This window comes from Paenibacillus sp. FSL H8-0537 (assembly GCF_038051995.1).
In the GTDB taxonomy this organism is placed as follows: domain Bacteria; phylum Bacillota; class Bacilli; order Paenibacillales; family Paenibacillaceae; genus Pristimantibacillus.
The window spans coordinates 5,020,363-5,045,976 of sequence record NZ_CP150290.1 but is presented as its reverse complement, the minus strand read 5'-3'; the positions used below and the strand labels follow the sequence as shown (position 1 = coordinate 5,045,976).

The window sequence follows — 25,614 nt, the reverse complement described above, 5'->3', positions numbered from 1 at the left end:
ATGTTGCTTGAAATAGTAGGAAAGGACATGATTTTTACATCCTCTCTCTATATTTCTCAGAATGAAAAGTATAAATAAAGATTGACCAACTAAATAGCGAGGAATAAGGTGCTCTTGCGTCACGTCTTGAGCTTAAAAGGGAAGTCCGGTGCAACACCGGCGCGGTCCCGCCACTGTAACAGCGGAGTTCTGCGCAATAAAGCCACTGGCATGATGCCGGGAAGGCGAGCGCAGCGATGATGATGCTGGAGCCAGGAGACCTGCCTTATTCTATACACTGCATTACCTACGGGAGATAGGGAGGTGTTAAAGATGGCAGCCATCGTTTGTTGAAACGAGGGGCGTCTTTACCCACATTTCTGTACAGGGTAGGACGTCCCTTTTTGTATTTAATCGTTTCTGGCTGGCAGCAAATCGGATGTATAGGGAAAGGCCGCCGCGAAGAAATTCGCTCGCAATGCCATAAGCATATATCTGAGTTTGTTGATGAAATAACAAAGAATTATAACTTCCATCCACTAGGGTGAATAATGAAAAACAGGAGGCAATAACAATGAGTCAAGTAAAAAGCAGCAGTTTGGGATATCCGCGTATCGGTGAAAACAGAGAATGGAAAAAAGCGCTGGAGGCGTTCTGGAGCGGCAAGCTTGAGGAAGCGGATTTCTTGAAACAGCTGGAGACGATTCGTCTAAACCATCTGCAATTGCAAAAACAGGCCGGAATTGATCTCATTCCGGTAAATGATTTTTCGTATTATGACCATATCCTTGATACAGCTGCTATGTTTGGCGTCGTGCCTGAGCGCTTTGGCTACACAGACGGCCCTGTATCGGTAACGACCTATTATGCCATGGCGAGAGGCAATAAAACGGCTTCGGCATCCGAGATGACGAAATGGTTCAATACGAACTATCACTACATTGTTCCTGAGCTGAAAGGCATTACGCCGGCTCTGACCGAGAACCGTCCATTGATCGCTTACCGCGAGGCAAAGGAAAAGCTGGGCATCGAGGGCAAACCAGTCATTGTTGGACCTTATACATTTCTCAAGCTTTCTAAAGGCTATGCCGCTTCTGAGCTTGCTACGGTTGCTGCCCAGTATGTGCCGCTGTATGCACAGGTGCTGCGCGAGCTGGAGCAAGAAGGCGTACAATGGGTACAAATTGACGAGCCTTCGCTCGTAACAGATGTGTCTGATGCAGATTTGGCGCTTGTGCAAAGCATTTATGCACAGCTTCATGAAGCGGCACCTAAGCTCAATTTGCTGCTGCAAACGTATTTCGAATCGGTTCAGCATTATGCTGCAATCGCGGCTTTGCCTGTACAGGGCTTAGGTTTGGATTTCACAGCTGGCGCTGAAAAGAATCTGCAGCAGCTGGAGTCAATCGGCTTCCCGCAAGGCAAGGTGCTGGGCGCAGGTATTATTGACGGCCGTAACATTTGGCGGGCAGATCTTCAGGAGCGCAAAGCGCTGCTTTCCCGTATTGCTAAAGTCGTGCCAAACGACCGCCTAATTGTAAGCTCCTCTTGCAGCCTGCTGCATGTACCTGTATCGGCCGCTCTCGAAACGGCACTGCCAGCAGAGCTTGCAGGCGCACTGGCGTATGCCAATGAGAAGCTGGAGGAAATTTCCGTTCTTGCAACTGCGCTGAATGAAGGAGATGCAGCGGTAAAAGAGGCATTTGATCGCAATGCAGCCGCTTTAGCTGCACTTGCCGCATCGCCATCCCGTGGCCGTGCAAGCGTTCATGCCGCTGTAGCGAGCATCGATGCACAGCCGTCGGAGCGCAAAGCGGTATTTGCAGAGCGCCAAGTGAGCCAGAAGGAACGCTGGCAGCTGCCATTCCTGCCGACAACGACAATCGGCAGCTTCCCGCAAACGGCGGAAGTACGCCAAGCAAGGCAGCAATGGCGTCGTGGTGATTTGGGTGAGGAGCAGTACCGCGTATTCATTAAGGAGCAGATTCAGCATTGGATCAAGCTGCAGGAAGAGATCGGCCTTGATGTGCTCGTTCATGGGGAGTTTGAGCGTACGGATATGGTTGAGTTTTTCGGAGAGAAGCTGGAAGGCTTTGCTTTCACGAAAAATGGCTGGGTGCAATCCTATGGCTCGCGCTGTGTAAAACCACCAGTCATTTACGGCGATGTGCAGTTCAGCAAGCCGATGACTGTCGAAGAAACCGTTTATGCACAGTCGCTGACTTCTAAGCCGGTAAAAGGCATGCTGACGGGTCCGATTACGATTTTGAACTGGTCGTTTGTCCGCAGCGATTTGACTCGCGAGCAGGTTGCTTACCAAATCGCGCTTGCCTTGGCAGAAGAAGTGAAGGCGCTGGAGGAAGCAGGCATTGAAATGATTCAGGTGGATGAGCCTGCCCTTCGCGAAGGCTTGCCGCTTAAACGTGAAGATTGGGAGCAGTATTTGAACTGGGCGGTGCTTTCCTTCCGCTTGTCCACTTCTGATGTTAAGGATACGACGCAAATTCACACGCATATGTGCTATTGCGAGTTCCATGACATTATTGATTCCATTCGCGCGCTCGATGCCGACGTTATCTCCATTGAAACATCCCGCAGCCACGGCGAGCTGATTCACAGCTTCGAGGAGCACACATATGAGCTGGGTATTGGCCTTGGCGTATACGATATTCATAGCCCTCGCGTGCCGGAAGTAGAGGAAATGACATCGATGATCAAACGCGCCCTGAACGTGCTTGAGCCAGAATTGTTCTGGATTAACCCGGACTGCGGACTTAAAACGCGTGGTGTAGATGAGACAGTTGCATCGCTGCGCAATATGATTCAAGCGACTGAGCAAGTACGGGAGCAGCTGGCTAAGTAATGAAGTAATTGTAATGATCAGGACGATTCGTATCGTTATTAAGAAGTTATGGATATTAAAAAAGCTCCGCTTGCGCTGATTGGCGCATGCGGAGCTTTTGCTTTATTTGAAGCGGGGATGGTCAAAGCCGAGGGAGTGGGGACACGGCAGGCAGGAAAACAGGCCAATATAGACAGGTAATGCAATTCAGCCTGCTACAGCCGCCCGCCTAAATGGTCTCTGCCGCGGGATTCATCAGGCAATAGCCAATGCCCCATACCGTCTGAATCAAGGAGGCAGATTCGGGGTGGACGCGGTTCAGCTTCTCTCTGATCCGCTTCACATGGGTATCAATCGTCCGGTAATCGCCTAGCGATTGATAGCCCCAAATTCGCCGCATTAAATCCTCACGGGAAATGGGCTGATTGATGTTGGCTGCCATAAACCTGAGCAGCTCATATTCGCGGAACGTCAGCTTTACCTTGCTGCTTCCGGCAATCACTTGCCTCGAATCATAATCGAACACGAGTCCTGGCAGCATAAGATCAGGTGTCTGCTTGCGCTGCAAGGCGCGATAAGCAAACTCCGAGGTGCGGCGAATGATCGCTTTAATGCGGTACATCAGCTCGCGCGGGCTGAATGGCTTAACGACATAATCGTCGGAGCCCGCTTGGAAGCCGTCGAGCCGGTCATCCTCTTCGCCACAGGCGGAAAGCATAATGACGGGTGTCGATTTTTTCTTCTTGAGCTCGCGGCAAAATTCAAGCCCGTCCATCCCCGGCAAATTACGGTCCAGCAAAATCATTGAATAATTGTATTGCATCGCCTTGAACAAGCCGTTGATGCCGTCCGAGGCTTCTTCGACGATCCAGCCTTCTTTTTTCAAAAATAACTTGAGCAGCTTGCGGATATGCTCCTCATCATCAACAATCAGAATGCTATATGGTTGCTGAAATGCCATCGCTCAACACCTCATCTTTATGATTAAATTCATTATTGATAACAATTATCATTATCATTACATGCGGTCCCCATTTTTGTCAACTAAAAAACCTCCGTTTCTTGCCACATTAGCCGAAGGGTAGTCGCGAAAAAGACACAATTGCCTATGAGTGCGGATAAGTACAGCTGCTGCTCCCAATCGTCGTCAGGCTGTTCTCTTTCGAGCAGACGGGGAGCAGAGTATAATGGTGAAATGCAGGCTTTGGATGAAGGAGAGAGCTAGGTTTAGAGGAGGGACGATGAAGTGGAAAGAAGGGGTATTTTTCAGGGGCAGTTAATGCAGGCCGAGCAGTATCCGCGAGTGGTAGCCTATTATTTTAAGGAATGGAATGGCTTCGAAATGGCTTACCATCAGCATAGCGCTGTTGAAATTATGTATGTCATATCAGGCGATTGCACGGTAGAGCTGCCGAATAAATCCATCCCAATGGAAAAAGGGCATTTCATCGTCATCGACTCAATGGTCGCTCACCGTCTTCATGTTGCGGAGGGCACCGCATGCCGGATGCTCAATGTTGAATTTATTTTTAGCCATACCGGTGTGGGACTTCCTTCCCTTAAACGGCTGGCGGAGACAGATCGTGCGCTTGCGGCGCTGTTCGCCGTGCAGCACGATTATTTGCTGCTTTACGATCCGAGCGATGTGTATCAAATGCTGAAGGCGCTCGTGCTGGAGCTGGACGGCAAGCGGCGCGCGGAGCAGCTTCTCACTGCACTTCAACTGACGCAGCTGCTTGTTCAAATTGGCAGGCTTGCGCAGGAGGCCTCCAGCCAGTCACATGATGCATCGGAGTTTTATGTGGGCGAGAGCCTCGCTTTTATTCAGCAAAATTATGACCGCGACATTCAGGTCAAGGATATTGCGGCGGCGGTAAGGCTGCATCCGGGGTATTTCCACCGCATATTTAAAGCGGGAACGGGCTGCTCGGTTATGGACTACGTCATGCGCTTTCGGATGGAGAAGGGGCGAATGCTGCTGGAGCAGACCGATATTCCGGTCAGTGATATTTGCCATTATGTCGGCGTGAACAGCAGCCAATATTTCAGTACCCTTTTCAAAAAATATACGAATGAAACGCCGCTGGCCTATCGCCGCGCGGTGCGCAAGGAAGTGGAGCGCTAGTCAATCGTTCAACTTATAAAGTTAGAATTTTATACAAAGAAGCAAAATAGAAGTTACAATTGTGCAAACGCCTCCACACTGCCGGTGCTACAATTAGCGTATTGTTCACCATTATATTGCGAGCCATTGGAGGCGTAAATCAATGTCATTTAAAGTTGCGTTTATTGGAGCAGGAAGTATTGGTTTTACTAGGGGATTGCTGCGTGATTTGCTGACCGTTCCAGAGTTTAATAACATCAAGGTCGCTTTTCAGGATATTAATCCGCAAAATCTCGACATGGTTACCCAGCTATGCCAAAGGGATATTAATGAGAACGGCCTAGTAATTGAAATTGAGCCTACGACCGATCGCCGGGAAGCGCTGAAGGATGCACGTTACATTTTTGTAACGATTCGCGTCGGTGGTTTGGAAGCTTTTCAGACCGATGTAGACATCCCGCTCAAATACGGCATAGACCAATGTGTGGGAGATACTATTTGTGCAGGCGGCATTATGTATGGGCAGCGGGGCATCGCCGAAATGATGAATATTTGCAAGGATATCCGCGAGGTGGCGGAGCCGAACTGCCTGCTGATGAATTATGCGAACCCCATGGCGATGCTTACATGGGCATGCAATAAATATGGCGGTGTACGGACGATTGGCTTATGTCATGGTGTTCAGGGCGGACATGCGCAAATTTCCGAAGTATTTGGCCTTCTGCGTGAAGAGGTAGACATTATTTGTGCGGGAATCAATCATCAAACGTGGTATGTGCAAATTAAACATAATGGCGAGGATATGACGGGCAAGCTGCTGGAGGCATTTGAACAGCATCCGGAATTCAGCAAGACAGAGAAGGTACGCATCGATATGATGCGCCGCTTCGGCTATTACAGCACGGAATCCAACGGTCATTTGAGCGAATATGTGCCTTGGTACCGCAAGCGGCCGGAGGAAATTCGCGACTGGATCGATCTTGGAACGTGGATTAACGGTGAAACGGGCGGCTACTTGCGCGTATGTACAGAAGGGCGCAACTGGTTCGAGACCGATTTCCCGAACTGGATGAAGGAAGAACCTAAGGCATACACCAAGGAGCATCGCGGGCAGGAGCATGGCTCGTATATTATCGAGGGGCTGGAGACGGGACGGGTGTACCGCGGCCACTTCAACGTCGTCAACAATGGCGTGATCTCCAATTTGCCGGATGATGCCATTATTGAAGCGCCGGGCTACGCGGATCGCAACGGCATCAGCATGCCGCATGTTGGCGATTTGCCGCTAGGCTGCGCGGCTGTGTGTAATGTCAGCATTTCTGTTCAGCGTCTGGCTGTAGAAGCAGCGATTCAGGGCGATGACAAGCTGCTGCGCCAAGCGATGATGATGGACCCTCTGGTTGGAGCGGTGTGCAATCCAAATGAAATTTGGCAAATGGTCGATGAAATGCTTGTTGCCCAGGAGCAATGGCTTCCGCAATACGGAGAGGCCATTGCTGCCGCAAAAAAACGTTTGGAAAAGGGCCTTGCCATTCCGGTGCGCACCTATGAAGGAGCAGCGCGTCTGAAAACAAAATCGGTTGAAGAAATGCAGAGCAACCGCGAGGAAGCAAGCCGCAATGCAGGCGAGTCGGATAAGGCGATCGATCGCCCTGCCGCCGCAACCGCTGAATAGTAAAATATTCCAAAACATTACCTTGTGTACAGGGAGGAGTGTATTTGTTATGATAATCAATAAATTATTTGGTTTACAAAATAGTAGTTGACTACAGTGCTTGAGACTTGGAGTGATTGGCCGTGAGGAAGCAAAAAAAGATTACGATGCAGGAAATAGCGGATCGGGTAGGCGTATCCAAATATGCGGTATCCAAAGCTTTATCGGGAAAATCGGGCATTAGCGCCGTTACGCGCAGCAAAATATTTGAGATGGCCTCGCAGCTTGGCTACATGAATCAGAAAAGCGCCAAAAAAATGCCAAGCAGCAAGCAGAATGAGGAGGAAGAGCACCAAATCGTCGGCATTCTCATTCCGAATATTCGGAGCCAAAACAAGGAATCGGGCTATTGGGGCAAAGTGCTTGACGGCATTTCCAAAAGCTTGGAGGCAAAGGGGCTGGGCTCCGTCCTCATATCGGATGATTCGCCGCGAAATTTCAACCTCGTCATGAAGCCAGAAGGCTTAATGGGTATTATTGGTGTTGGCTTGATCGCTACACCGATGCTGGTTGAGCTGCGTAACAAGGCGATTCCGTTTATTTTAGTTGACCATGAAGACGAGCTGCTGGAATGCGACAGCATCTTTATGAACAACTATGATATCATTCGCAAGCTGGTCAAGTTTTTGATTGGCAAAGGCCATACCCAGATTCAATTTATTGGGCAGCTTGGCTATTCCCGCAGCTTTATTGACCGCTGGAGCGGCTTCCGCTCGGTTATGGATGAGAGCCGGCTTGATTACACGCCTAGCGAGGGTCTGCTTAAAGTAAAACCGACGCTGGACGAGTTTAATTTGAATTTGCTGCAGTCCAGTCTGAAAGAGCTTGAAGCAAGCCGTTTTCCAACTGCATTCGTATGTGCGAATGACCAAATTGCCTTGCTCGCAATGAACGCCTTACAGCGGCTGGGCAAGCAGGTTCCCGAGCAATGCTCCTTAACGGGCTTTGATAACAATCTTGAAATATTAGGCGAAACGCCAATGATTACGACGGTAAATGCAGAGAAAGAGGCGCTAGGCATAAAGGCCGTTGAATTGCTGCAATGGCGGCTGGAAAACGGGCATATGCCCTATGCGAAGATTTTGCTGCAAAGCGATTTAATTATTCGGGAGAGTGTAGGCGATCCTGTAAATTAGTAAAGGTTTATTTGTTAGGTTTCGAGATGGAGTGCAGCAATTAGAAAATGGCGTGAACGAGACGGTTAGCGGGGAATGCTCCTCGTTAAACCGTCTTTTTTTGTGGAAAAAGTAGATTTTTGTCGATTGTTATTGTTGTAAACGCTTTAAGTAAACTTTTATTATTTATTGTAAACATAACAATTTCAAAAATTTAGGTTGACAATGTTTACGCTTTCATACTACTATTGGTTTACGTTATCAGGGTTCAACAAGTTCGACCATTTATCCCGCGCTGAAAAGAGGTCTTGCCATGCTTAATAAAAAACAAAGCCGCTGGAAAATTACGGGTCATGATATTGCCGGCTACGTATTTATCTCTCCTTGGCTAATCGGTTTTCTGCTGCTGACGCTGTGGCCGATTTTACAATCGTTCTACTTGTCTTTCACCGATTATTCGCTGCTGGATTCACCAACGTGGACCGGGACGGATAATTACGAGAGCATCTTTACGAAAGATCGGCTGTTTGTAAAATCGCTAACGGTCACCTTCACCTTCGTGTTGCTTGCTGTTCCGATTAAACTGTTTTTCTCGCTAATGGTTGCGCTTTTACTTAACAAGAAGGTAAGAGGCCTCAACTGGTACCGGACGGCGATTTATTTTCCATCGCTAATCGGCGGCAGCATCGCGGTATCCGCGTTGTGGAGAAATATGTTCGGCCTAGATGGCTACGTCAATCACGTGCTTAGCTGGTTCGGCATTGAAGGAATTGGCTGGATATCCAATCCGGATACGGCACTAGGCACATTGATCTTGCTGAACGCTTGGCAATTTGGATCAACGATGGTTATTTTTCTGGCCGGCCTTAAGCAAATTCCGAAAGACCTATATGAATCGGCTTCCGTCGATGGAGCGAGCAAGCTTCGCCAGTTTTTCAAAATTACGATTCCGATGCTCTCGCCCGTTATGTTCTTTAACCTCGTGCTGGGCATTATCAACGCCTTCCAAATGTTTACCTCGGCTTTCATCATTACACAGGGCGGACCAGCGAACGGAACCTATATGTACGTGCTGTTCCTCTACGAGAAGGCATTCAAGCAGTATGAGATGGGTTATGCATCGGCGCTTGCCTGGATATTGCTCGTCATTATCGCGGCCTTTACGGCCATTAATTTCCTAGTATCGAAATATTGGGTATTTTACGAATCGGATGGGGGGAAAGCCAAATGAGATCAGAAAAGCTAGCTGGACTCCGCACCCATTTGATTTTGCTCCCATTCTCGCTGCTGATGCTTTATCCGGTTATTTGGTGGGTTGGGGCATCGTTCAAAAGCACGGCTGAGCTTGGAGAGCCATCGCTATGGCCGACCGTCTTCATGTGGGAGAACTATTCGAATGGCTGGAACTTCTCGCCACAGTTCACCTTTGCCACTTTCTTCGCCAACACCTTGATGATGGAATTTTGGAACGTTATAGGCGGCGTCGCCACAGCTGCGCTTGTTGGCTATGGCTTTGGCCGTCTGAACTTCAAGCTTCGCAATTTCTGGTTTTCAATCTTGCTGCTCACGATGATGCTGCCAGCTCAAGTAACCGTCGTGCCGCAATATATATTGTTCAACAAGCTAGGGTTCACTGACAGCTATGTTCCGCTTATCCTCCCGCATTTTTTCGGCGGCGGCGCCTTCTTCGTCTTCCTGGTCGTCCAGTTCGTGCGGGGCATTCCACGCGAGCTTGATGAAGCGGCGCAAATTGATGGGGCATCGGTATATGGCATCTTCTTCCGCATCATCGCACCGCTCATTAAGCCAGCGCTTGTCACGGTAGGGATTTTCACCTTCCTATGGAGCTGGGATGACTTCTTCTCGCAGCTGCTTTACCTCAGCTCAGTCGAGAAATTTACGGTTGGCCTGGCATTGCGGATGTTCATTGACCAATTCGAAGTCCAATGGGGACAATTGCTTGCGATGTCACTATTGTCTGTCGTTCCGTCGGCGATATTGTTCTTCGTCGCCCAGAAGCATTTCGTAGAAGGCATTGCGACAACGGGGATCAAAGGGTAAGGCATCAAACGTTTTTCAACAACCGGCTTCACCAACATTTATATAAAAAAGGGAGTGTTCTACGTATGAAAACACAAAGAAAATGGCTGAAATGGTTGCCCGTTACTCTGATTTCGGTTCCCCTCGTTCTTTCCGGCTGCGGCTCAAACAGCGGTGGCAATTCAACTGCGGCAAGCACTGCGCCAGCGGCTTCGTCTACTGGAAATGCCGATGCAGCGGCAAAGCTGAAGGTGATGTGGTGGGGCTCGCAGGCAAGACATGATGCCACGCTTAAGGATTTGGAGCTGTACACCTCGAAGAACCCGAATGTGACGTTTGCGCCTGAGTATACAGCGTGGGACGGTTATTGGGAAAAGCTGCCGACGCTCGCGGCATCGAGTACGCTGCCAGATGTACTGCAGATGGATGCAGCTTACATTCAAGGCTATGCGAAACGGGGCCTGCTGGCGGATCTGTCCGATATTGATCTGTCGGGAGTCGTAGATGCACAGGTTTTGGAAAATATTAAAATTGGCGGCAAGGTGTACGGCGTTCCTCTCAGCTATAACGGACAAGGCATCGTCTACAATAAAGAGGTGCTGGAAGCGGCGGGAGTTAGCCTTCCAGCGAGCAACTGGTCGTGGGATGATTTCTTCGCTTATGCGAAAGAAGCGCATGAGAAGCTGCCGAAGGGCCAATACGGCATTGACGATATGACGAACATTTGGGAATTTTATCAATATTACCAAACCTCCCAAGGAAAAGGGCCGATCTTTAAAGACGGTACAACGTTTAATCTCGATAAAGACACTTGGATGAAGTTCCAGCAAATTTATGCGGACTTCCGCAAAGATGGCATAGTCCCTGCAGCAGACCAGCAGCTATCCTTTAAGGAAAATGATCCGCAGCTCGATTCGATGGCTTCAGGCAAAGTTATGCTGAGAACCGCATCTGTCGGCTCGGCAAGTGTGATTGAATCCTTGCTCCCTGGCAAGCTTGGAGTAGGCAGCATTCCGATCGGTGAAGCTGGCGGCGGCTGGGCGCAATCAACGATTTTCCTGTCTGTGAGCGAAGGCTCGGCTAGCAAGGAGCAGGCGAAAGCGTTCATTAAATGGTTCGTGGCTGACAAAGAATCCGGCAAGACGCTTGGTCTGACACGCGGTATTCCAATTAATGAAGAGGTGTTCAAAGAGCTCGAGCCGACGCTTACGTCCGGCGACTTGTTTGCTAAAGAGCTGCTTGAAGCGGCAAAACCGAAAGCATTGCCTTTCTATCCAGCTCCAGCGGGTGCGGAGGATTTCGTAAAAACCTACAAATCCGAGATGGAAGCGGTTATGTTTGGCCAAGCCACATTGGAAGAGGCTTATCAAACGCTGCTCGATAAAGGGAAAGACGCAGAAGCGAAGCTGAACAAATAAGGATAGCGAACCGGAAATGTAAAAAAAGCACGGCGAAAAAGCCATAGCGCGAAGAAGGCCCAGCTAAAAATCGCAAGCGATTGGAGGCGGGTCTTTTCGCGCTTCACGTATTTTTTTCAACACACATATAGAGATAAATTGGAGGAGGAGAGCCATATGAAAATAACAGACTGGCGGTTGCAGCATTTTGAAGTAGGGGAGAAGCCTCCTCTTCAGGTGGCGGCACCTGGACTTGACGACCGTTTTTGGATGACGGCGAAGGTTCCCGGGGATGTGCATTCCACTCTGATTGATCGGCGCATTATTGAGCATCCCTATTTTGGGCATAACGACATCAAATGTCGCTGGATCGAGCAGAAGGAGTGGTGGTATCGAGCGCAGTTCGACTATGAGGTTCATGAGGGTCAAGGGGAGCGGCATGAGCTGATTTTTGAAGGCTTGGATACATTTGCGACGATCTTCGTCAATGGACTCGAAGTGGGTACGGCGGAAAATATGCATCGCATTTATGTTTTTGATGTGACGAGGGTTGTGCGTCCAGGCAAAAATGCCATTGCTGTCCGTTTTGACCCGCTGCATTTGCATCATCAGGATAAGGAGCCATTCCAGTGGTCCTCCTATACAAAGGAACGTCCATGGCTGCGCAAGGCCGCGATGAACTTCGGCTGGGACTGGGGGCCACGAATGGTCACCGTCGGCATTTGGGGCAGCGTTCGTCTGGAGCGCAGACGTGCCGCTAAGCTCGGCAGTGTATTCGTTCAAACGTTATCGGCTGGCAAGGAAGAAGCGGCTTTGAAAGTAGCAGTTGATACGGTTGCCTATCACAAGCTGGCGCAGCTGACTGCTGAAATCAAGCTGTTTACGAGAGAGGGAGAGGTTGCGGCATCCGCAGCGATTTCCTTGAAAGGCGGGCACGAAGCATCGGCGGAGCTGGCTGTAAAGCAACCGCAGCTATGGTGGTCGCATGATCTTGGCGAGCCGTATTTGTATGAGCTGGAGGTGCAGCTGTTTGCGGATGGTGAGCAGGTTGACAGCTATCGCAAGCGCTGCGGCATCCGGACAATTGAGCTGCAGCTGGAGGATGAGGCTGGAAAGCCCGCTTTTGCCTTCCTGCTGAACGGCGTCAAGCTGTTCGCCAAAGGCTCCAACTGGATTCCGGCTGACAGCTTTATTGGAGCGGTGAAGGACAAGCGCTATACCGATCTCATCGAGCTGGCTGTCGATTCCAATATGAATATGCTGCGCATTTGGGCTGGCGGCATCTATGAGAAGGATGTTTTTTACGAGGAATGCGATCGTCTTGGTGTACTCGTCTGGCAGGATTTTGCCTTTGCGAATGCACTATTCCCAGATTTCAACCGTAATTTCATGGAAAATGTGAAGCAGGAAGCGATCGATAATGTGAAGCGTCTGCGCAATCATCCGTCGCTTGCTTTATGGTGCGGCAACAACGAAATTGACTGGCTGTATGACATGAAGTCGGCTGGCGGGGATATTACTTGTCCCTTCTATGGCGAGAGCATCTACCATGAGCTGCTGCCGGAAGTGCTGGAGCAGTATGACAGCAGCAGGCCGTATTGGCCGTCGTCGCCATATGGCGGCAATGATGCCAACGATCCTGATGTCGGTGACCGCCACAATTGGCAAGTATGGCATGGCTCGGTGTATCCGCGCAAATTCGGCGAGGCGCCGCTGCTTGATTACAGCATTGAAGGCGTTACGTTCAAAAATTATAAAAAAGATTTCACTCTGTTCAGCAGCGAGTTCGGCATGCACGCATCTGCGAACCGCTATACGCTGGAGCGCTATATCCCGGAAGGCGAATTTTATTGGGGCAGCGTAGAGATGGCGCATCGCAACAAGGATACGAACCATCAGAAGGGCATTTTGCTCATGGATGGTTATACAGGCATTCCGCAAAATATCGAAGAATATATGAACTTCTCCATGCTCACGCAGGCGGAGGGCTTAAAATATGGCATTGAGCATTACAGGCGCAATAAGCACCGCACCAGCGGATCGCTCGTCTGGCAGCATAATGACAGCTGGCCAGGCACCAGCTGGTCGCTGATTGACTATGAGCTGCTGCCGAAGGCTTCTTTTTATTATGCGAAAAAGTTTTATCATCCACTCCTGCTGTCGCTCGATTATGAGCCAGGGCAGCCGCTCTGCGTATGGGCAGTTAATGACCGGCTGGAAGCGTATGAGGGCGAAGTGCTGTTCAAGTGTTATACGCAGGAAGGCGCCTTGATGTATGAGCAGAGCTTTGACGTCAATCTGCCGCCGAATACGGCAATTCAAATTGGCGAGCTTGCAGAGGCAGTAGTGCTAGGCAATGCTGCGCCAGAGCAGGTCATTGTGAAGCTGTCCGCTCCTCGGTGGGACGCGCCGGACAATTATTATTATTTACGTGATCATCGAGAGCTCAGCTTGCCGGACAGCATCCTTGCAGCGACGTTTAATGAGAAGGAGCAGACGGTTTCGATAGCTGCTTCGGGCGGTGCGGCGCGCCTGGTGAAAATCGCTGTGAAGCAGGGCAACATCCGCTTCAGCGATAACTATTTTGACCTGCTGCCCGGTGAATCGGTTACGGTCACCTTGCAGCAAGCAGACGGACAGCCGCTGCGATCTGAGACGCTGGAAGTGTCAGCTCTCAACGCTGACAAGGCTGAAATACATTTTAACTAAACGAATATAACGTTTGTGGAGGTCGCGATGAACGAAGCGAATAGAACTTTATCTGATTGGAGCTTTAGAGCATGCGGGGAGAAGGAATGGCTGCCAGCGACTGTGCCGGGAAACGTGCATATGGATCTTCTGCGGCAGGAAAAAATAGGCCATCCGTTTTACGGGACGAATGAGCATGGACTGCAGTGGATTGACAAGCAGGATTGGGAGTATAGGGCGACGTTCGGCGTAACGCCGGAAATGCTCGCACAATCGCAGCTTGAGCTGGTTTTTACAGGACTAGATACGTATGCTGATGTGTACGTAAATGGCAAGCATATGCTGTCGGCGGACAATATGTTCCGCAGCTGGAAAATCAATGTTAAGCCGGTTTTACAGCCGGAGGGCAATGTGATAACCGTCAAATTTCGTTCGCCTATTAACGAGGATTTGCCAAAGCTTGAGAAGCTGGGCTACTCGCTTCCAGCGACGAATGACCAATCAGAGCTTGGCGGGCTTGGCGACAAGAAGCTTAGTGTTTTTGCCCGCAAGGCTCCTTATCATTATGGCTGGGACTGGGGCCCGCGCTTTGTGACGAGCGGCATTTGGAAAGAAGTTAAGCTCGTTGCCTGGTCGGATGTACGACTGACCGATCTATATATCGAGCAGCAGGAAATAACGTCTGTTCAAGCGAGTCTCAGGATTGTCGCAGAGGTCGAATGCGAGCAGACTTGGCAAGGGGTACTGCGGGTTGAGGCAGACGGCAGGCGCTGGGAGCAGCAGGTTAAGCTGGACGCGGGATTGCAGACGGTGAAGCTGGCGGCGTCTATTACCGAGCCGCGGCTTTGGTGGTGCCGAGGCCTCGGCAAGCCGGAGCTCTATCATTTTAAAGCACTGCTTGTGCAAGCAAAGGATGGAGTCGAGCAGTCTGTTAGCAGCCGAAGTGTAACGACGGGTTTGCGGGCAGTGAAGCTGGTAACCGATCAAGATGAGCAGGGCCATGCTTTTTATATCGAGCTAAACGGCGTTCCGGTGTTCGCCAAAGGCGCTAATCATATTCCAAATGACAGCTTTCTGCCTGATGTGACGTATGAGCGCTACCGTCATGAAATTGCGAGTGCTGCGCTATCGAATATGAATATGCTCCGTATATGGGGTGGCGGCATTTATGAAGCGGATGTGTTTTATGAGCTTTGTGATGAGTACGGCTTGCTCGTCTGGCAGGATTTCATGTTCGCTTGCAGCATGTATCCCGGAGATGAGGCTTTTCTGGAAAATGTGCGTCTGGAAGCGGAGGAAAACGTTCGGCGTCTGCGCAATCACCCCTGTATCGCCTTATGGTGCGGCAACAACGAAATCGATACAGCCTGGTCGCATTATGATGACAATATGGGCTGGGGCTGGAAGCGCGATTATACGCCGGAGCAGCGGGAGCAGCTGTGGGCCGATTATGAGGCGATTTTCCATCGGATTTTGCCGCAGACGGTCGCTGGGCTTGGCAATGGTATTGCGTATTGGCCTTCATCGCCGATGCGCGGGCTGACGGGAGACGGGGAGCAGCATGCTTTCAACCTGTCCAAGAGCGGCGATATTCACTACTGGGGCGTCTGGCATAACGTAGAGCCCTTTGAAAAATACAACGTCCACGTAGGCCGCTTTATGAGCGAATACGGCTTTCAATCGTTCCCTGAGCTGCAGACGGTGCAGCAGTATGCGGAGGAAGCGGATATGGCAATTGAATCGGAGGTTATGCTGGCGCATCAGAAAAACGCGCGCGGCAACCAGCTGATCAAGGAATATATGGATATGTATTTGCGCCAGCCGAAGGATTTTTCGGCATTTCTGTATTTGAGCCAAGTGCTGCAGGCGGAAGCGATGAAGACAGCGATTGAGGCTCATAGGCGGAAAAAGCCATTTTGCATGGGGACGTTATATTGGCAAATGAACGATTGCTGGCCCGTTGCCTCATGGGCGGGAATGGACTATTATGGGCGCTGGAAGGCGCTACAATATTATGCGGGACGCAGCTTCCGTGACATAATGTTATCCTTCGATGATACTAGTGGCGGCCGCGTTGATTGCTATGTATTGTCAGATCAAAATGACCCTTTCATCGGCGAGCTTGGGCTAGAGCTGTGCTCCTTCGCCGGCGAGGTGCTGAAGAGATTTGCTGTTCCCGTGTCGCTTCAGCCGAATAAGGGCCACATTGCCTGCTCCTTTGAGCTAAAGGCGCTGCTTCCAGAAGGTATTGAGCCAGGCTCAGTTGTTCTGGCAGCCAAGCTTAGGCAGGGTGGACTGCTTGTGGAGAAAAAGGAGCATTATTTCAGGCCGATGAAGGAGCTTGCACTTATAGCTCCTGCCATTAAGGTAAGCGACGTTGAAGGCAGCGGCGGCACAGCCTTTGTTCTGGAGACGAATATGCTGGCGAAGCAGGTTCGACTTTCCGCGTCCATCGAGGGCATTTTTAGTGACAACTATTTCGATTTGCTGCCGAATGAACCGCGTACGATCACGTTTTACGCGCGAAATCCGCAAGGGGATCAGGCTTTCATTACTGCATCACCGGGCGAGCTTGCCGTCCATTCGATGACCGATTTTATTTAAGGTGGAAATAAAGTATTGGACTGAAAAATAAAACTGAAAAATAAAGTTGTAGACCGAAAATGATTTAACGACTGGATGAAATTCTGCGAATTCATGAGTCTGAGTAAGGCGGAAATTTCATAATAGGTGGACTCCGCCTCTACCGGAAATGTTCAACATACTCATGCAGAAAGGCCTCTAGCGTTCGTGGCTCTCTGCCGAGCAAGCGCTGCACAGTATCATTTGGAATTTCTGGCACCACCGTAGACATGGTTTGAATTTCCACAACATGGTGCGCGAGCCAAGGAGGCATATTCCCATGCTCGATAAGATTGCGAAGCAGTACTTGTGGTTCCATGTTGATGTAGCTTATTGGCCGATTAAGCAGGGCAGATAGTTGACTCGCGATCTGGGGATAATTGAAAATTTCCGAACCAGTAAGCGTATATATTTGGCCTGATATCTTGCGATTGGTAAGAACCTCTGCGGCAACATCTGCGATATCGCGACAGTCAATGAAGTTACACGGTGAATCGCCCATGGAGCCGAAGAAAACATTTTGGGTTGTGATCGTTGGTGCAAGGCGCAGCAAGTTTTGCATGAACGCATAAGGGCGCAGCACGGTGTGGGTGAGACTCGATTCCCTCAGCGTTTTCTCGATTTCTTGATGCCAGCCCGCCACTGCCACTGGCGAGCTGTGCTCAAAGGCAGGGCTGGATATTTTTACGATATGTTTGATTCCAGATTCTGCGGCAAGCTGAATGATTGAAGTTTCCAATTCGATTTGTCTCGGACTGTTGGACATGGCAAGGAAGAGCTGGCTAGCACCTGTAAACGCGCGGCGCAGCGATTCGGGGTCGGAAGCATCCGCCGATGCGACCATGATAGTCGATCGGCCTTTTTCTCCGATCTGATCACGCAGCTTCTCTGGCTCTCTGCTCAGCGCCTTGGCGGGTACGCCAAGATCAACTAAACGTTTCAAAAGCGCACTTCCTATCGTACCTGTTGCTCCCATAATAACTATCATTTTTATCTTCTCCTTTTGGTTGAAAAATGAGTTGTGGCGGCAAGACGCCACCGCCATGTCACTATCGTGCTTGCTATGAAACCAGATAATGGGAAATCGGTCCAGACACGACCGACCCAGGCCAAGTGATGGCTCGGATTCATAAATTCTAGTAAAACAGATGTCAACCATGCGGCGTATAGGCCAAACAAGGACCCGGCCAATGCGAACATCCCTACCACAACCAAGTGAGGTGCATTGATGACCCATCGTATACGGCCCACTCGGCTGCGCAACAAAAGGCCAATCATTAAGGCCATCAAGGCCGATGCACCACCGATTGTGGTCAATGCCCCTATTTGAAGACCCCTATCGGCAGTAACCAATCCCCCGATACCTGCCATGCTGGCAGGAGCAGCATAGGCCATGACAACTTCACGCCACAGTATAAAAATCTTTTTCTTGGAACTCGTAGTCTTGATGCCGTAAACAGCATCTGTCTGATTCGGGTATTTCATCTTGTTCATTTAGCTGCTCCCTCTTCCTTGATATCGTTCAACGATTGCTTTCAGTGAAATATAATTAGCGTCCTAACTATATAAGGATAAAAATAGGCTAGCTTTACTAGCCCATTCTAATCATTACTGATGTTTCCCTTTGGATTCGAGCCTAGTTCGCCCGTAAGAGCTGAGATGCCTTGTGTAACTCGGCCTAGCAAGTCGAGAAATACGCTGCGCTCATCGATATTGAGCAAGCCCACCATTGCTTCCAACCGAGCGAAATGCTCAGGAGCCATTTCACGAAGCTTCTTCGCTCCTGCTTCCGTCAATATGACCGATCTCTGACGCCCATCATCTGAGCTTGATCTCCGAGATACTAGCCCATCTCGTTCCAGGGTGTCGATAAGACCTGTCACTGTAGCACGTGTAACGCCTAGATGCTCCGCTAATTGCGAAGGCAATTCTTCTCCTTCGTTATCTTCAAGATCTGCCAATAAACGATATCGACTTGTTGATAAACCGAATCTAGAGAAATGAATCTCCGAGGCATGTCCAAGCTTGACTCCCGCTGCCATTAGTCTAGACGCGACGAGTATAGCCTGCGCGTCTATGTCTAGGTTATAGCGATCAATCTGACGCTTGGATTGTACTAGTGAAGGAATAGCGTCAATGTCATTTATTATTTTATTATTGTTGTTCATATATATAGTATGGTTCCTAATTACTTTGATGTCAACACATTTATATAACCTATCAATAGCCCGCCATTCTTCCTATCTGGAACTAAAACTTTATTTTCTTTCCATAGGAGAACAAGCAGCCGATAAAAAAGGAACCTTTCCGCCAGCTGAATCATGGCGGGGAAGGTTCCTTTGTGTCAGGTCGATCCAAAATAGGCTAAAAAATAGAAAGATAGAATAACGAGCGGTTAAGTAAAATAGGTTCCTCGGAAGTGTTGTCATCCGGTTCAATTTCTGCCGTCCAGTGTTTGAGATGGTGAATGGCGTGATCGAACAGGTTGTACACACTGTGTTGATCAGCTTGCTCGCTCCGAAGCGAACGGCCTGTTATGGACAAGGTGCCGATAAAGCTGCTCAGCGTGCTGCACCACAGGCCCCAATCGTTAGGGCGTTCCATTTCGTCTACAAAAGTCTCGCCAAAGCCAATGCCTTTGTCCGTCGTTACCCGCAAGCAGGCACGGTTTCCAGCGGCGTCTACATTGAGTGCTGGAATGACAAACAGCTCAATGCGCTTGACCGTAAGCTTCATTGCGTGCTTCGCCTTAGGCGGAGCGTCCGGCGCATGAAGGACAATCATATTCATCTCTCCTCACGTTCGCTTACGGAGTTAGCTGTCGGATTCGGGCCAGAGAGCTGCCCTACCAGTGCGCGAAGGCACCGGATTCACCCCTTGCGATTCAAGCTGTCGCTTCAATCACGTCGTTGGTTCCCCCGCTTTTTCAATTGAAAAATTAAGCGATTAATAATAGAGTGCCAGAATTCGGCTAGGGATATATATTAAACCTTAATGGCTCATTTGTAAACCTTTTAGCAGTAAAATAAAAAAATGCTGCTGCCTCAAGTGAAAACGAGCGCTGCCGTTATTTGGCGGCAACACTCGTTTTCTGCAGAAATAACTGCTGAATTATGAGTACAGCAGTTAATGGTGAACTGACCGCTCATGTAGAAGTTGTCGTGAGTTAATGCATAGGGAAGATCCAGCCAACCCATAAAGCAAGAATAACGAGAGTAAACAGCAGAACAGGCGGAATGACGACAATCGTTACTTTGACATAATCCATCCAATTGATTTTTACCTTGGCTTTCTGTACAAGATTCATCCAAATGAGCGAGGCTAGCGTGCCTATCGGTAAAATGAGTGAGCCAATATCGCTCCCAATGACGCTGGCGAGGTAGGCGATTTTGAGTGAAAGCGGATCGAGGTTCATTTCCGTGAGGGTGATCGTGCCGATCATGAGCGCGGGGTGATTGTTGACAAGTGTAGACATGGCGGAGACAAGCCCTCCGATTAAAATGCTTGCATTCATCAGGCTTCCCATGACAAGCGGCTCGAACACCTGCACGAGTAATTGCGTCAGACCAATATTGTGCAGGCCATAAATAATGATATACATGGCGAAGGCGAAAATGAGTATATGCCACGGAATTTTACGCAAAATGTCGTTCGGCGGCATTTTCAAGTAAACCCAGCGCCAACTAAGGAGCAGCAGGGAGCCGAAAACAGCGACCCACTCAACGGGGATATGCAAATAGGAGGCAGCAAATAAGCTTAGCCGGACAGAGAAGACGAAAAGCAGAATCAATTTCATAAAGCGGCTGCTGTATTTGGGATATGCAGGCTTGCTTCCGTTAGGTGTGAGTAAAGGATGGTAGCCAGATTGAATAGGGACAATTGTAATCGTATGGGGGACTTGCCGGGGAAGCTGATGGTAAAAGTAGAAGAACAGCAGCAGGCTGAGCAGCAGCAGACCAATTGTAGCGGGGATAAACATCATGACGGTATGCATGTACAAATCCATGCCGACGATTTTCAGCGCAATCAGATTTACAATATTGCTTACTCCGATTGGGGCGCTGGAGGCGGTAGCGATTAATGCTCCTGAAAGCAGGTATGGAATTTTTTGGTGATTTTTCAGTCCCATGTGATGCAGCATAATGAGCAAAATCGGGGTCGTGATAAGAATGCTGCCGTCATTGTTGAAAAATAGCGTCATCAGAAAACACATCAGGTTTACATACCAGAACAATCTGAGTCCTGAGCCACGTGCTCGAATGGCAAGCCCTTCGGCAGCCCAGATAAAGAAGCCAAAGCTCTCCAGCACGATTGCCATTACGATCGTCGCCATAATGGTGATGGCTGCTCCACTAACGGTGGCGCTAATATGCGCCAGGTCCGTCAACGAGACGACTCCGCTCAATAGGACGAGTATGGCGCCAAACGTAGCAGGAATGGCTTCATTCAGTCCTCTGGGACGCCACAAAATGAGCAAGATCGTGAAGAGGAAGGCAAACAGGGAAACGATAATGGAAGGTAGCGAGATCAAATGTTAATCACCTCGAATTCTTGGTTAAATTCATAGTGAAGCAGAAAAGGGTTATTCGTTTGCGGCAGCTGCATTATGCTGAGCGGCTTCTACGCGGCTGCTTTCATAGCGTATATCGGCTGCCGTAGAGGATAGAGATATAATAGTAGGCTGTTTGATCGGTGGAGGAGGCTTGAGAATGAAATAGAGGGACAGGCCTGACGAGCAAATAATGAAGATCGTAAGCAATCGGGTTTCCTCCTTTCTAGTGATCATGTATAAGAGGACGATTATCATGGGGAGATATGAATAATATATGTATATGTGGCCTACTGATAGAGGGTACTAGACGTTAATAGTAGATTGCTATAATTCCGCGAAGCGTCCCCGCTCCGGAAACGCAAAACAACCTCGGCCTTGTTAAGGGCCGAGGCTGCTTCGTTATCTTTTTACTTGGATATGGACATAGGCGCTACCCAATCGGATGACCATTGCTGCAATTCGCGAATGACCGGCTCCAGTGCGTGTCCCTTTTCGGTAAGCGAATATTCGATGCGAACTGGAATGTCTGGAAAGACGGCGCGGCTTACAATTCCCTCATTTTCAAGATCCTTGAGCCGCTCAGACAGCAGTCTGCCGCTAATGGGAAGGGCACCTTGAATGCAGCTGAAGCGCTGCGGCCCGGACAGCAACTGATAAATAATCAAGCCGGTCCATCGTTTGCTTATAATGTCCATTCCTTTGTGCAGGCGCGGACAAAGCCCGGATTTCTCCATGTAGATCACCTCATTATAACTTGCTATTAAGTATAGCTTTAATATTATTTATATACAAGCAAACTTTTTGAACGCTCATAACTTGACGTAATAGAATTTCGAATATATAATTAGTTACTAATGGTAAGCGAAAACTTGTTCCCCTATGATTATTAATAAGGCAAGGTGCATTTATAGCAGATGAAGCTTAGCCTTTCAACCTATTATATCAAATACAGATGAAGAAGGTGCACACTAATGATTAAACCATCCATTCGTTCTATTATAAATGACAAAATAAAAACAATTGAAGGCGATTCGCACGATATCCACGTTGTCGGACCCATTCAGCTTCCGGTTGAGCTTGACGGCGAGACGAAGATTTTTCAGTGGTACAGCTGGCTGAAGCGTGAGAAAAATAGCGCCCAAGAAGAAACAGATCTATACAGCGAGCTGGCGAAGGGGCATTATGCGGAGCTTCAGCAATCCAGCGTGCTCGTCTATGGCGATTTTGCCGAAGGCGAAGATGCGATGATTCGTATGCACAGCATTTGCCATACGGGCGATATTTTTGGCAGCCAACGCTGTGATTGCGGCTTTCAGCTTAAGCAGTCGATGCGGATGATTACCGAGCATGGGACGGGCGCCTTATTTTATTTGGCGAATCATGAAGGCCGTGGCATTGGGTTGTTCAGTAAGGCAATGGCTTACCTGCTTCAGGAGGAAGGGCTCGATACAGTTGATGCGAACTTGGAGCTGGGCTTTGCTGAGGACGCTCGCGATTACAGTGAATCCATTGCTGTCTTGAAGCTGCTTCGCTCGTTGCCTGTGTCGATTATTACGAACAACCCGCGCAAAGTGGAGGCGCTTCGTGAAGCTGGCATGCATATTGCCCGCCGTGTTCCGCTTTGGGGGCAAACCTCCGTCTACAATGAAAAGTATTTGACAACAAAGGTTGTGAAGTCAGGGCATTATTCGGCCGAAGCCCAGCATGAGGATAATCAGGTCAAAGCGCTGTAAGATCAGGAGATATTTTGAAGATAAGTTAAGGATACGGATGTGTTTTGAAAAAAGTTTGCGCGGAGGCCTGCTTCCGCGCTTTTTTGCCGTAACTTCCGCTCTGTTCATGCGTCTATTGGATATTGACGATAATGTGGCATATACTATTAGAGTGAGAGGGCCAGGTGAACATGACGATTGAGGTGAATAGCGACGTGCGTAGTCGTAACTATAGATGGAATGTTTTAGTTCTTATATTTGCATTATTCATTGCAGGTTGCAGCGGCAACAATAAAAATACAGAGGAACGGCGGGAATCCCACGCTGGTGCACAGGTTTCGCCAGTCGTGCAGGGCGCACCCCAAGAGAAGGACAATTTGCTGGAGCAATACCGCCAGACGGTGCAAAATGCAAAGGAGCCGTTCGAAATTGTTTCATTCTTGAACGAGAATATGTCAAAGGCTGGACAAGAGCGGGCGGATACGATGATACGCGAGCTGAATGCGTATTATAACAATGATCTGGAACGAACGCAGGACGCTTTTTTTGAAAATAATGTGCAGGAGGTGCTGCTCCAGCAGCAATGGCCGATTACGGCCTCCAACGCCGCCGAAATTCAGGATGCCGCTGTGAAGCAGCTTGTTATTACGAAGCTGATGGGCGGCTACAAGCTGATTATGGTAGAGGGCACCATTTACCCGATCATTGATTTTGAATTGCAAAAGGTTTACAAAAATTATGTATCGCAGCAGATGAATGATTATATTTTTTTGCGGGCGGTAGAATCAAATGAGGTTTCAGCGAAGGATGCGGGGCTGATCATTACGTGGGATAAGCTGGCTAATCGCGCAGTATTGTCGGAAACCTACATTAAAACGTATCCCGATTCAGCAGAGCGCCCGGAAATCGAGCAGCTTTATTTAAACAGCTACTTATCGATGTATATTTATGGGCTCAATAACACACCCGTATTTGATATGGAAACGTATCGGCTGCTCAGCGAGGTGAAGACGAGCTATCAAAAGCTGGTGAAGGAGCATCCGGAGACGGTAACAGCAAAAATGGTATCGCAGTTTTTGGACGTGCTGGCAACGACGGATGAGCAAGTTTATAACCGAATCAATGGACAGCAGATGGATATCCCCGCGGTCAAGCGATTCCACGAACGTTTTCAGGCGAAAGCGGAGGAGCTGCTTGGTGGCTAAATGGGTCGATTTGAGGCGGCAGAAATGGGCAAATTTCTTTTGCGTTTCCTAGGCATTTCAAGTATGATGAATGTTAAAGATTAGCGACGTACAGTCAGAAGGAGCCTTTACATGAATTCAAAAACAAGTCATTGTAAAATCGTCGATTGCACTATTCGCGATGGCGGATTAGTAAACAACTGGGATTTCAGCGTAGAGTTTGTCCAGCACTTGTACAAAAGCCTGAACGATGCTGGCGTTGATTATATGGAAATTGGCTATAAAAACTCGCCAAAGCTGCTCAAAGGTGCAGAAAGTGCAGGCCCTTGGCGTTTTCTAGATGACGAGTTTCTCAGAACGGTTATCCCTAATAAAGGAACTACAAAGCTGTCGGCACTTGTTGACGTAGGCCGTGTAGACGAGAACGATATTTTGCCGCGCAGCGAAAGCCTGCTTGATCTAATCCGTGTCGCTTGTTATGCGAAAGATGTGGACAAGGGTCTTGAGCTTGTTAAACTATTCAGTGACCGTGGTTATGAGACGACGCTGAACATTATGGCCTTGTCGAATGTAATGGAAAACCAACTGCTGGAAGCGTTCGAATTGATCAATGACAGCGTTGTTGACGTTGTGTACATCGTCGATTCCTACGGTAGCCTGAAACCGAATGATGTAAGCTACTTGACGGAAAAATTCCGCAAGTATCTTCCAAACAAGCGTCTGGGCGCGCATATGCATAACAATTTGCAGCTTGCATTCGCAAATACGCTTATTGCTGCTGAAGGCGGCGTTGAGCTGCTTGATGCATCCGTATATGGCATGGGCCGCGCAGCAGGCAACTGCAACACAGAGCTGCTCGTATCCCAACTGCAAAACCCAAGATACAAAACACGCCCCGTTCTCGATATGATCGAGAAATACATGATTCCGCTTCGCGAGAAGGAAGAGTGGGGTTACATTATTCCTTACATGATTACTGGTATTTTGGACGAGCATCCACGTTCGGCAATGGCGCTTCGCGATTCCGAAGACAAGGATAAAGCGGTAGATTTCTACGATCGCATGACAACGCCAGAATTATCGCATAGCAAATAGCAGCTTCCTCACAGCAGCCTGTATAATTGAAAAGCCCTGGAAGTCCGTCCATGTTGGAATGGCGGCTGTCCAGGGCTTTTTTATTGGATTTGTGCAGGCTTTAGGCCCGATGGGCAAGCAGCTTGGTCATCGTGACATGAGGCATGCCTTCCTCAAAGAAAATGTCCGAAACCGTGCGATAGCCCAGCTTGCTGTAGAAGCCTTCTGCCTGCGTTTGCGCATTCAGCTTGGCCGAGGCAAGTCCTTGGGCCGCGGCTGCCTGCTCCATCGCTTCGACGATGATTTTACCAATGCCCAGCTTGCGGTAGTCTGCCAAAATACAAATGCGCTCCAGCTTGGCAACACCGTCCACTACTCTCAGCCTTCCTGCTCCTACCGGAACTTGCCCGCTGAGGGCGAGCAGATGCTGGGCCGTATCTTCAAATTCATCATATTCATTAGCAGCAGGAACGCCCTGCTCGTCTACAAATACGCTGCGACGCACTTCAAATACGGCATCCCGGTCTTCCTGATTCTGAACCAGACGCGTAGTAATTGACATATCGGTTTGTTCCCCCCTTTTTCCCATAC

At 49.1% G+C, this 25,614-nt stretch carries 22 protein-coding genes and 2 riboswitches; of the genes, 13 read left to right on the top strand and 9 right to left on the bottom strand.

Features of this window, described 5'->3' with window-relative positions; genetic code table 11:
- Positions 1–89: 89 nt before the first annotated feature.
- A riboswitch (cobalamin riboswitch) is annotated at positions 90–283 on the top strand.
- Between the two features lie 270 nt (positions 284–553).
- Together metE and MHB80_RS21245 are read left to right on the top strand one after the other, a co-directional pair.
- Positions 554–2,842 carry a 5-methyltetrahydropteroyltriglutamate--homocysteine S-methyltransferase gene (gene metE, locus MHB80_RS21250; RefSeq protein ID WP_341278846.1) on the top strand — a complete coding sequence of 763 codons (2,289 nt, stop codon included), beginning with the start codon at positions 554–556 and terminating at the stop codon, positions 2,840–2,842.
- Positions 2,843–2,890: 48 nt separating this feature from the next.
- Complete coding sequence (locus tag MHB80_RS21245) at positions 2,891–3,022, top strand: hypothetical protein (protein ID WP_341278845.1); 132 nt, start codon at positions 2,891–2,893, stop codon at positions 3,020–3,022.
- Positions 3,023–3,050: 28 nt separating this feature from the next.
- Here MHB80_RS21245 and MHB80_RS21240 read toward each other — a convergent pair whose 3' ends face one another.
- Positions 3,051–3,782 (bottom strand): response regulator transcription factor, encoded by a 732-nt coding sequence (locus tag MHB80_RS21240; protein WP_341278844.1) that lies wholly within the window; start codon positions 3,780–3,782, stop codon positions 3,051–3,053.
- 285 nt (positions 3,783–4,067) lie between these two features.
- On the opposite strand from MHB80_RS21240, the gene MHB80_RS21235 reads away from it, so the two are divergent.
- From MHB80_RS21235 to MHB80_RS21200, 8 genes are all read left to right on the top strand, one after another.
- The gene (locus MHB80_RS21235; protein ID WP_341278843.1) at positions 4,068–4,946 is read left to right on the top strand and encodes an AraC family transcriptional regulator; all 879 of its coding nucleotides are present in this window, start codon (positions 4,068–4,070) and stop codon (positions 4,944–4,946) included.
- Positions 4,947–5,088: 142 nt separating this feature from the next.
- Positions 5,089–6,600: an alpha-glucosidase/alpha-galactosidase gene (locus tag MHB80_RS21230; RefSeq protein ID WP_341278842.1), complete on the top strand. Its 1,512-nt coding sequence runs from the start codon at positions 5,089–5,091 to the stop codon at positions 6,598–6,600.
- Positions 6,601–6,722: 122 nt separating this feature from the next.
- Positions 6,723–7,775 carry a substrate-binding domain-containing protein gene (locus MHB80_RS21225; RefSeq protein WP_341278841.1) on the top strand — a complete coding sequence of 351 codons (1,053 nt, stop codon included), beginning with the start codon at positions 6,723–6,725 and terminating at the stop codon, positions 7,773–7,775.
- A 292-nt stretch (positions 7,776–8,067) separates the two neighbouring features.
- On the top strand, positions 8,068–8,985 hold the full coding sequence (locus MHB80_RS21220; protein ID WP_341278840.1) for a sugar ABC transporter permease: 918 nt from the start codon (positions 8,068–8,070) through the stop codon (positions 8,983–8,985).
- On the top strand, positions 8,982–9,815 hold the full coding sequence (locus MHB80_RS21215; protein ID WP_341278839.1) for a carbohydrate ABC transporter permease: 834 nt from the start codon (positions 8,982–8,984) through the stop codon (positions 9,813–9,815). The genes MHB80_RS21220 and MHB80_RS21215 overlap by 4 nt, the downstream gene beginning before the upstream one ends.
- Before the next feature lie 65 nt (positions 9,816–9,880).
- The gene (locus tag MHB80_RS21210; RefSeq protein WP_341278838.1) at positions 9,881–11,212 is read left to right on the top strand and encodes a sugar ABC transporter substrate-binding protein; all 1,332 of its coding nucleotides are present in this window, start codon (positions 9,881–9,883) and stop codon (positions 11,210–11,212) included.
- 156 nt (positions 11,213–11,368) lie between these two features.
- The gene (locus MHB80_RS21205; RefSeq protein WP_341278837.1) at positions 11,369–13,900 is read left to right on the top strand and encodes a glycoside hydrolase family 2 protein; all 2,532 of its coding nucleotides are present in this window, start codon (positions 11,369–11,371) and stop codon (positions 13,898–13,900) included.
- A 27-nt stretch (positions 13,901–13,927) separates the two neighbouring features.
- Positions 13,928–16,483 (top strand): glycoside hydrolase family 2 protein, encoded by a 2,556-nt coding sequence (locus MHB80_RS21200; RefSeq protein WP_341278836.1) that lies wholly within the window; start codon positions 13,928–13,930, stop codon positions 16,481–16,483.
- A gap of 139 nt (positions 16,484–16,622) precedes the next feature.
- On the opposite strand, the gene MHB80_RS21195 is transcribed toward MHB80_RS21200, so the two are convergent.
- From MHB80_RS21195 to MHB80_RS21165, 7 genes are all read right to left on the bottom strand, one after another.
- Positions 16,623–17,489 (bottom strand): SDR family oxidoreductase, encoded by an 867-nt coding sequence (locus MHB80_RS21195; RefSeq protein WP_341278835.1) that lies wholly within the window; start codon positions 17,487–17,489, stop codon positions 16,623–16,625.
- A gap of 2 nt (positions 17,490–17,491) precedes the next feature.
- Positions 17,492–17,995, bottom strand: a complete 504-nt coding sequence (locus tag MHB80_RS21190; RefSeq protein WP_341278834.1) for a hypothetical protein — start codon at positions 17,993–17,995, stop codon at positions 17,492–17,494.
- 107 nt (positions 17,996–18,102) lie between these two features.
- Positions 18,103–18,669: a MarR family transcriptional regulator gene (locus MHB80_RS21185; RefSeq protein WP_341278833.1), complete on the bottom strand. Its 567-nt coding sequence runs from the start codon at positions 18,667–18,669 to the stop codon at positions 18,103–18,105.
- Between the two features lie 196 nt (positions 18,670–18,865).
- The gene (locus MHB80_RS21180; RefSeq protein ID WP_341278832.1) at positions 18,866–19,285 is read right to left on the bottom strand and encodes a hypothetical protein; all 420 of its coding nucleotides are present in this window, start codon (positions 19,283–19,285) and stop codon (positions 18,866–18,868) included.
- A 4-nt stretch (positions 19,286–19,289) separates the two neighbouring features.
- Positions 19,290–19,456, bottom strand: a riboswitch (cyclic di-AMP (ydaO/yuaA leader).
- A 211-nt stretch (positions 19,457–19,667) separates the two neighbouring features.
- Entirely contained in the window at positions 19,668–21,032 is a 1,365-nt protein-coding gene (locus MHB80_RS21175; protein WP_341278831.1) for an arsenic transporter, read from the bottom strand.
- A 51-nt stretch (positions 21,033–21,083) separates the two neighbouring features.
- On the bottom strand, positions 21,084–21,260 hold the full coding sequence (locus MHB80_RS21170) for a hypothetical protein (RefSeq protein ID WP_341278830.1): 177 nt from the start codon (positions 21,258–21,260) through the stop codon (positions 21,084–21,086).
- Between the two features lie 200 nt (positions 21,261–21,460).
- Positions 21,461–21,787 (bottom strand): helix-turn-helix domain-containing protein, encoded by a 327-nt coding sequence (locus MHB80_RS21165; protein WP_341278829.1) that lies wholly within the window; start codon positions 21,785–21,787, stop codon positions 21,461–21,463.
- 237 nt (positions 21,788–22,024) lie between these two features.
- On the opposite strand from MHB80_RS21165, the gene MHB80_RS21160 reads away from it, so the two are divergent.
- The 3 genes from MHB80_RS21160 to MHB80_RS21150 all read left to right on the top strand — a co-directional run bounded on the left by MHB80_RS21160 (position 22,025) and on the right by MHB80_RS21150 (position 25,044).
- Positions 22,025–22,786 carry a GTP cyclohydrolase II gene (locus MHB80_RS21160; protein ID WP_341278828.1) on the top strand — a complete coding sequence of 254 codons (762 nt, stop codon included), beginning with the start codon at positions 22,025–22,027 and terminating at the stop codon, positions 22,784–22,786.
- 164 nt (positions 22,787–22,950) lie between these two features.
- The gene (locus tag MHB80_RS21155) at positions 22,951–23,970 is read left to right on the top strand and encodes a hypothetical protein (protein ID WP_341278827.1); all 1,020 of its coding nucleotides are present in this window, start codon (positions 22,951–22,953) and stop codon (positions 23,968–23,970) included.
- A 111-nt stretch (positions 23,971–24,081) separates the two neighbouring features.
- Positions 24,082–25,044 carry an aldolase catalytic domain-containing protein gene (locus MHB80_RS21150; RefSeq protein WP_341278826.1) on the top strand — a complete coding sequence of 321 codons (963 nt, stop codon included), beginning with the start codon at positions 24,082–24,084 and terminating at the stop codon, positions 25,042–25,044.
- Between the two features lie 100 nt (positions 25,045–25,144).
- Here the strand turns inward: MHB80_RS21150 and MHB80_RS21145 are convergent, their stop codons facing one another.
- A complete protein-coding gene (locus tag MHB80_RS21145; protein WP_341278825.1) occupies positions 25,145–25,585 on the bottom strand; it encodes a GNAT family N-acetyltransferase in 441 nt (146 codons plus the stop codon).
- Between the last annotated feature and the right edge of the window lie 29 nt (positions 25,586–25,614).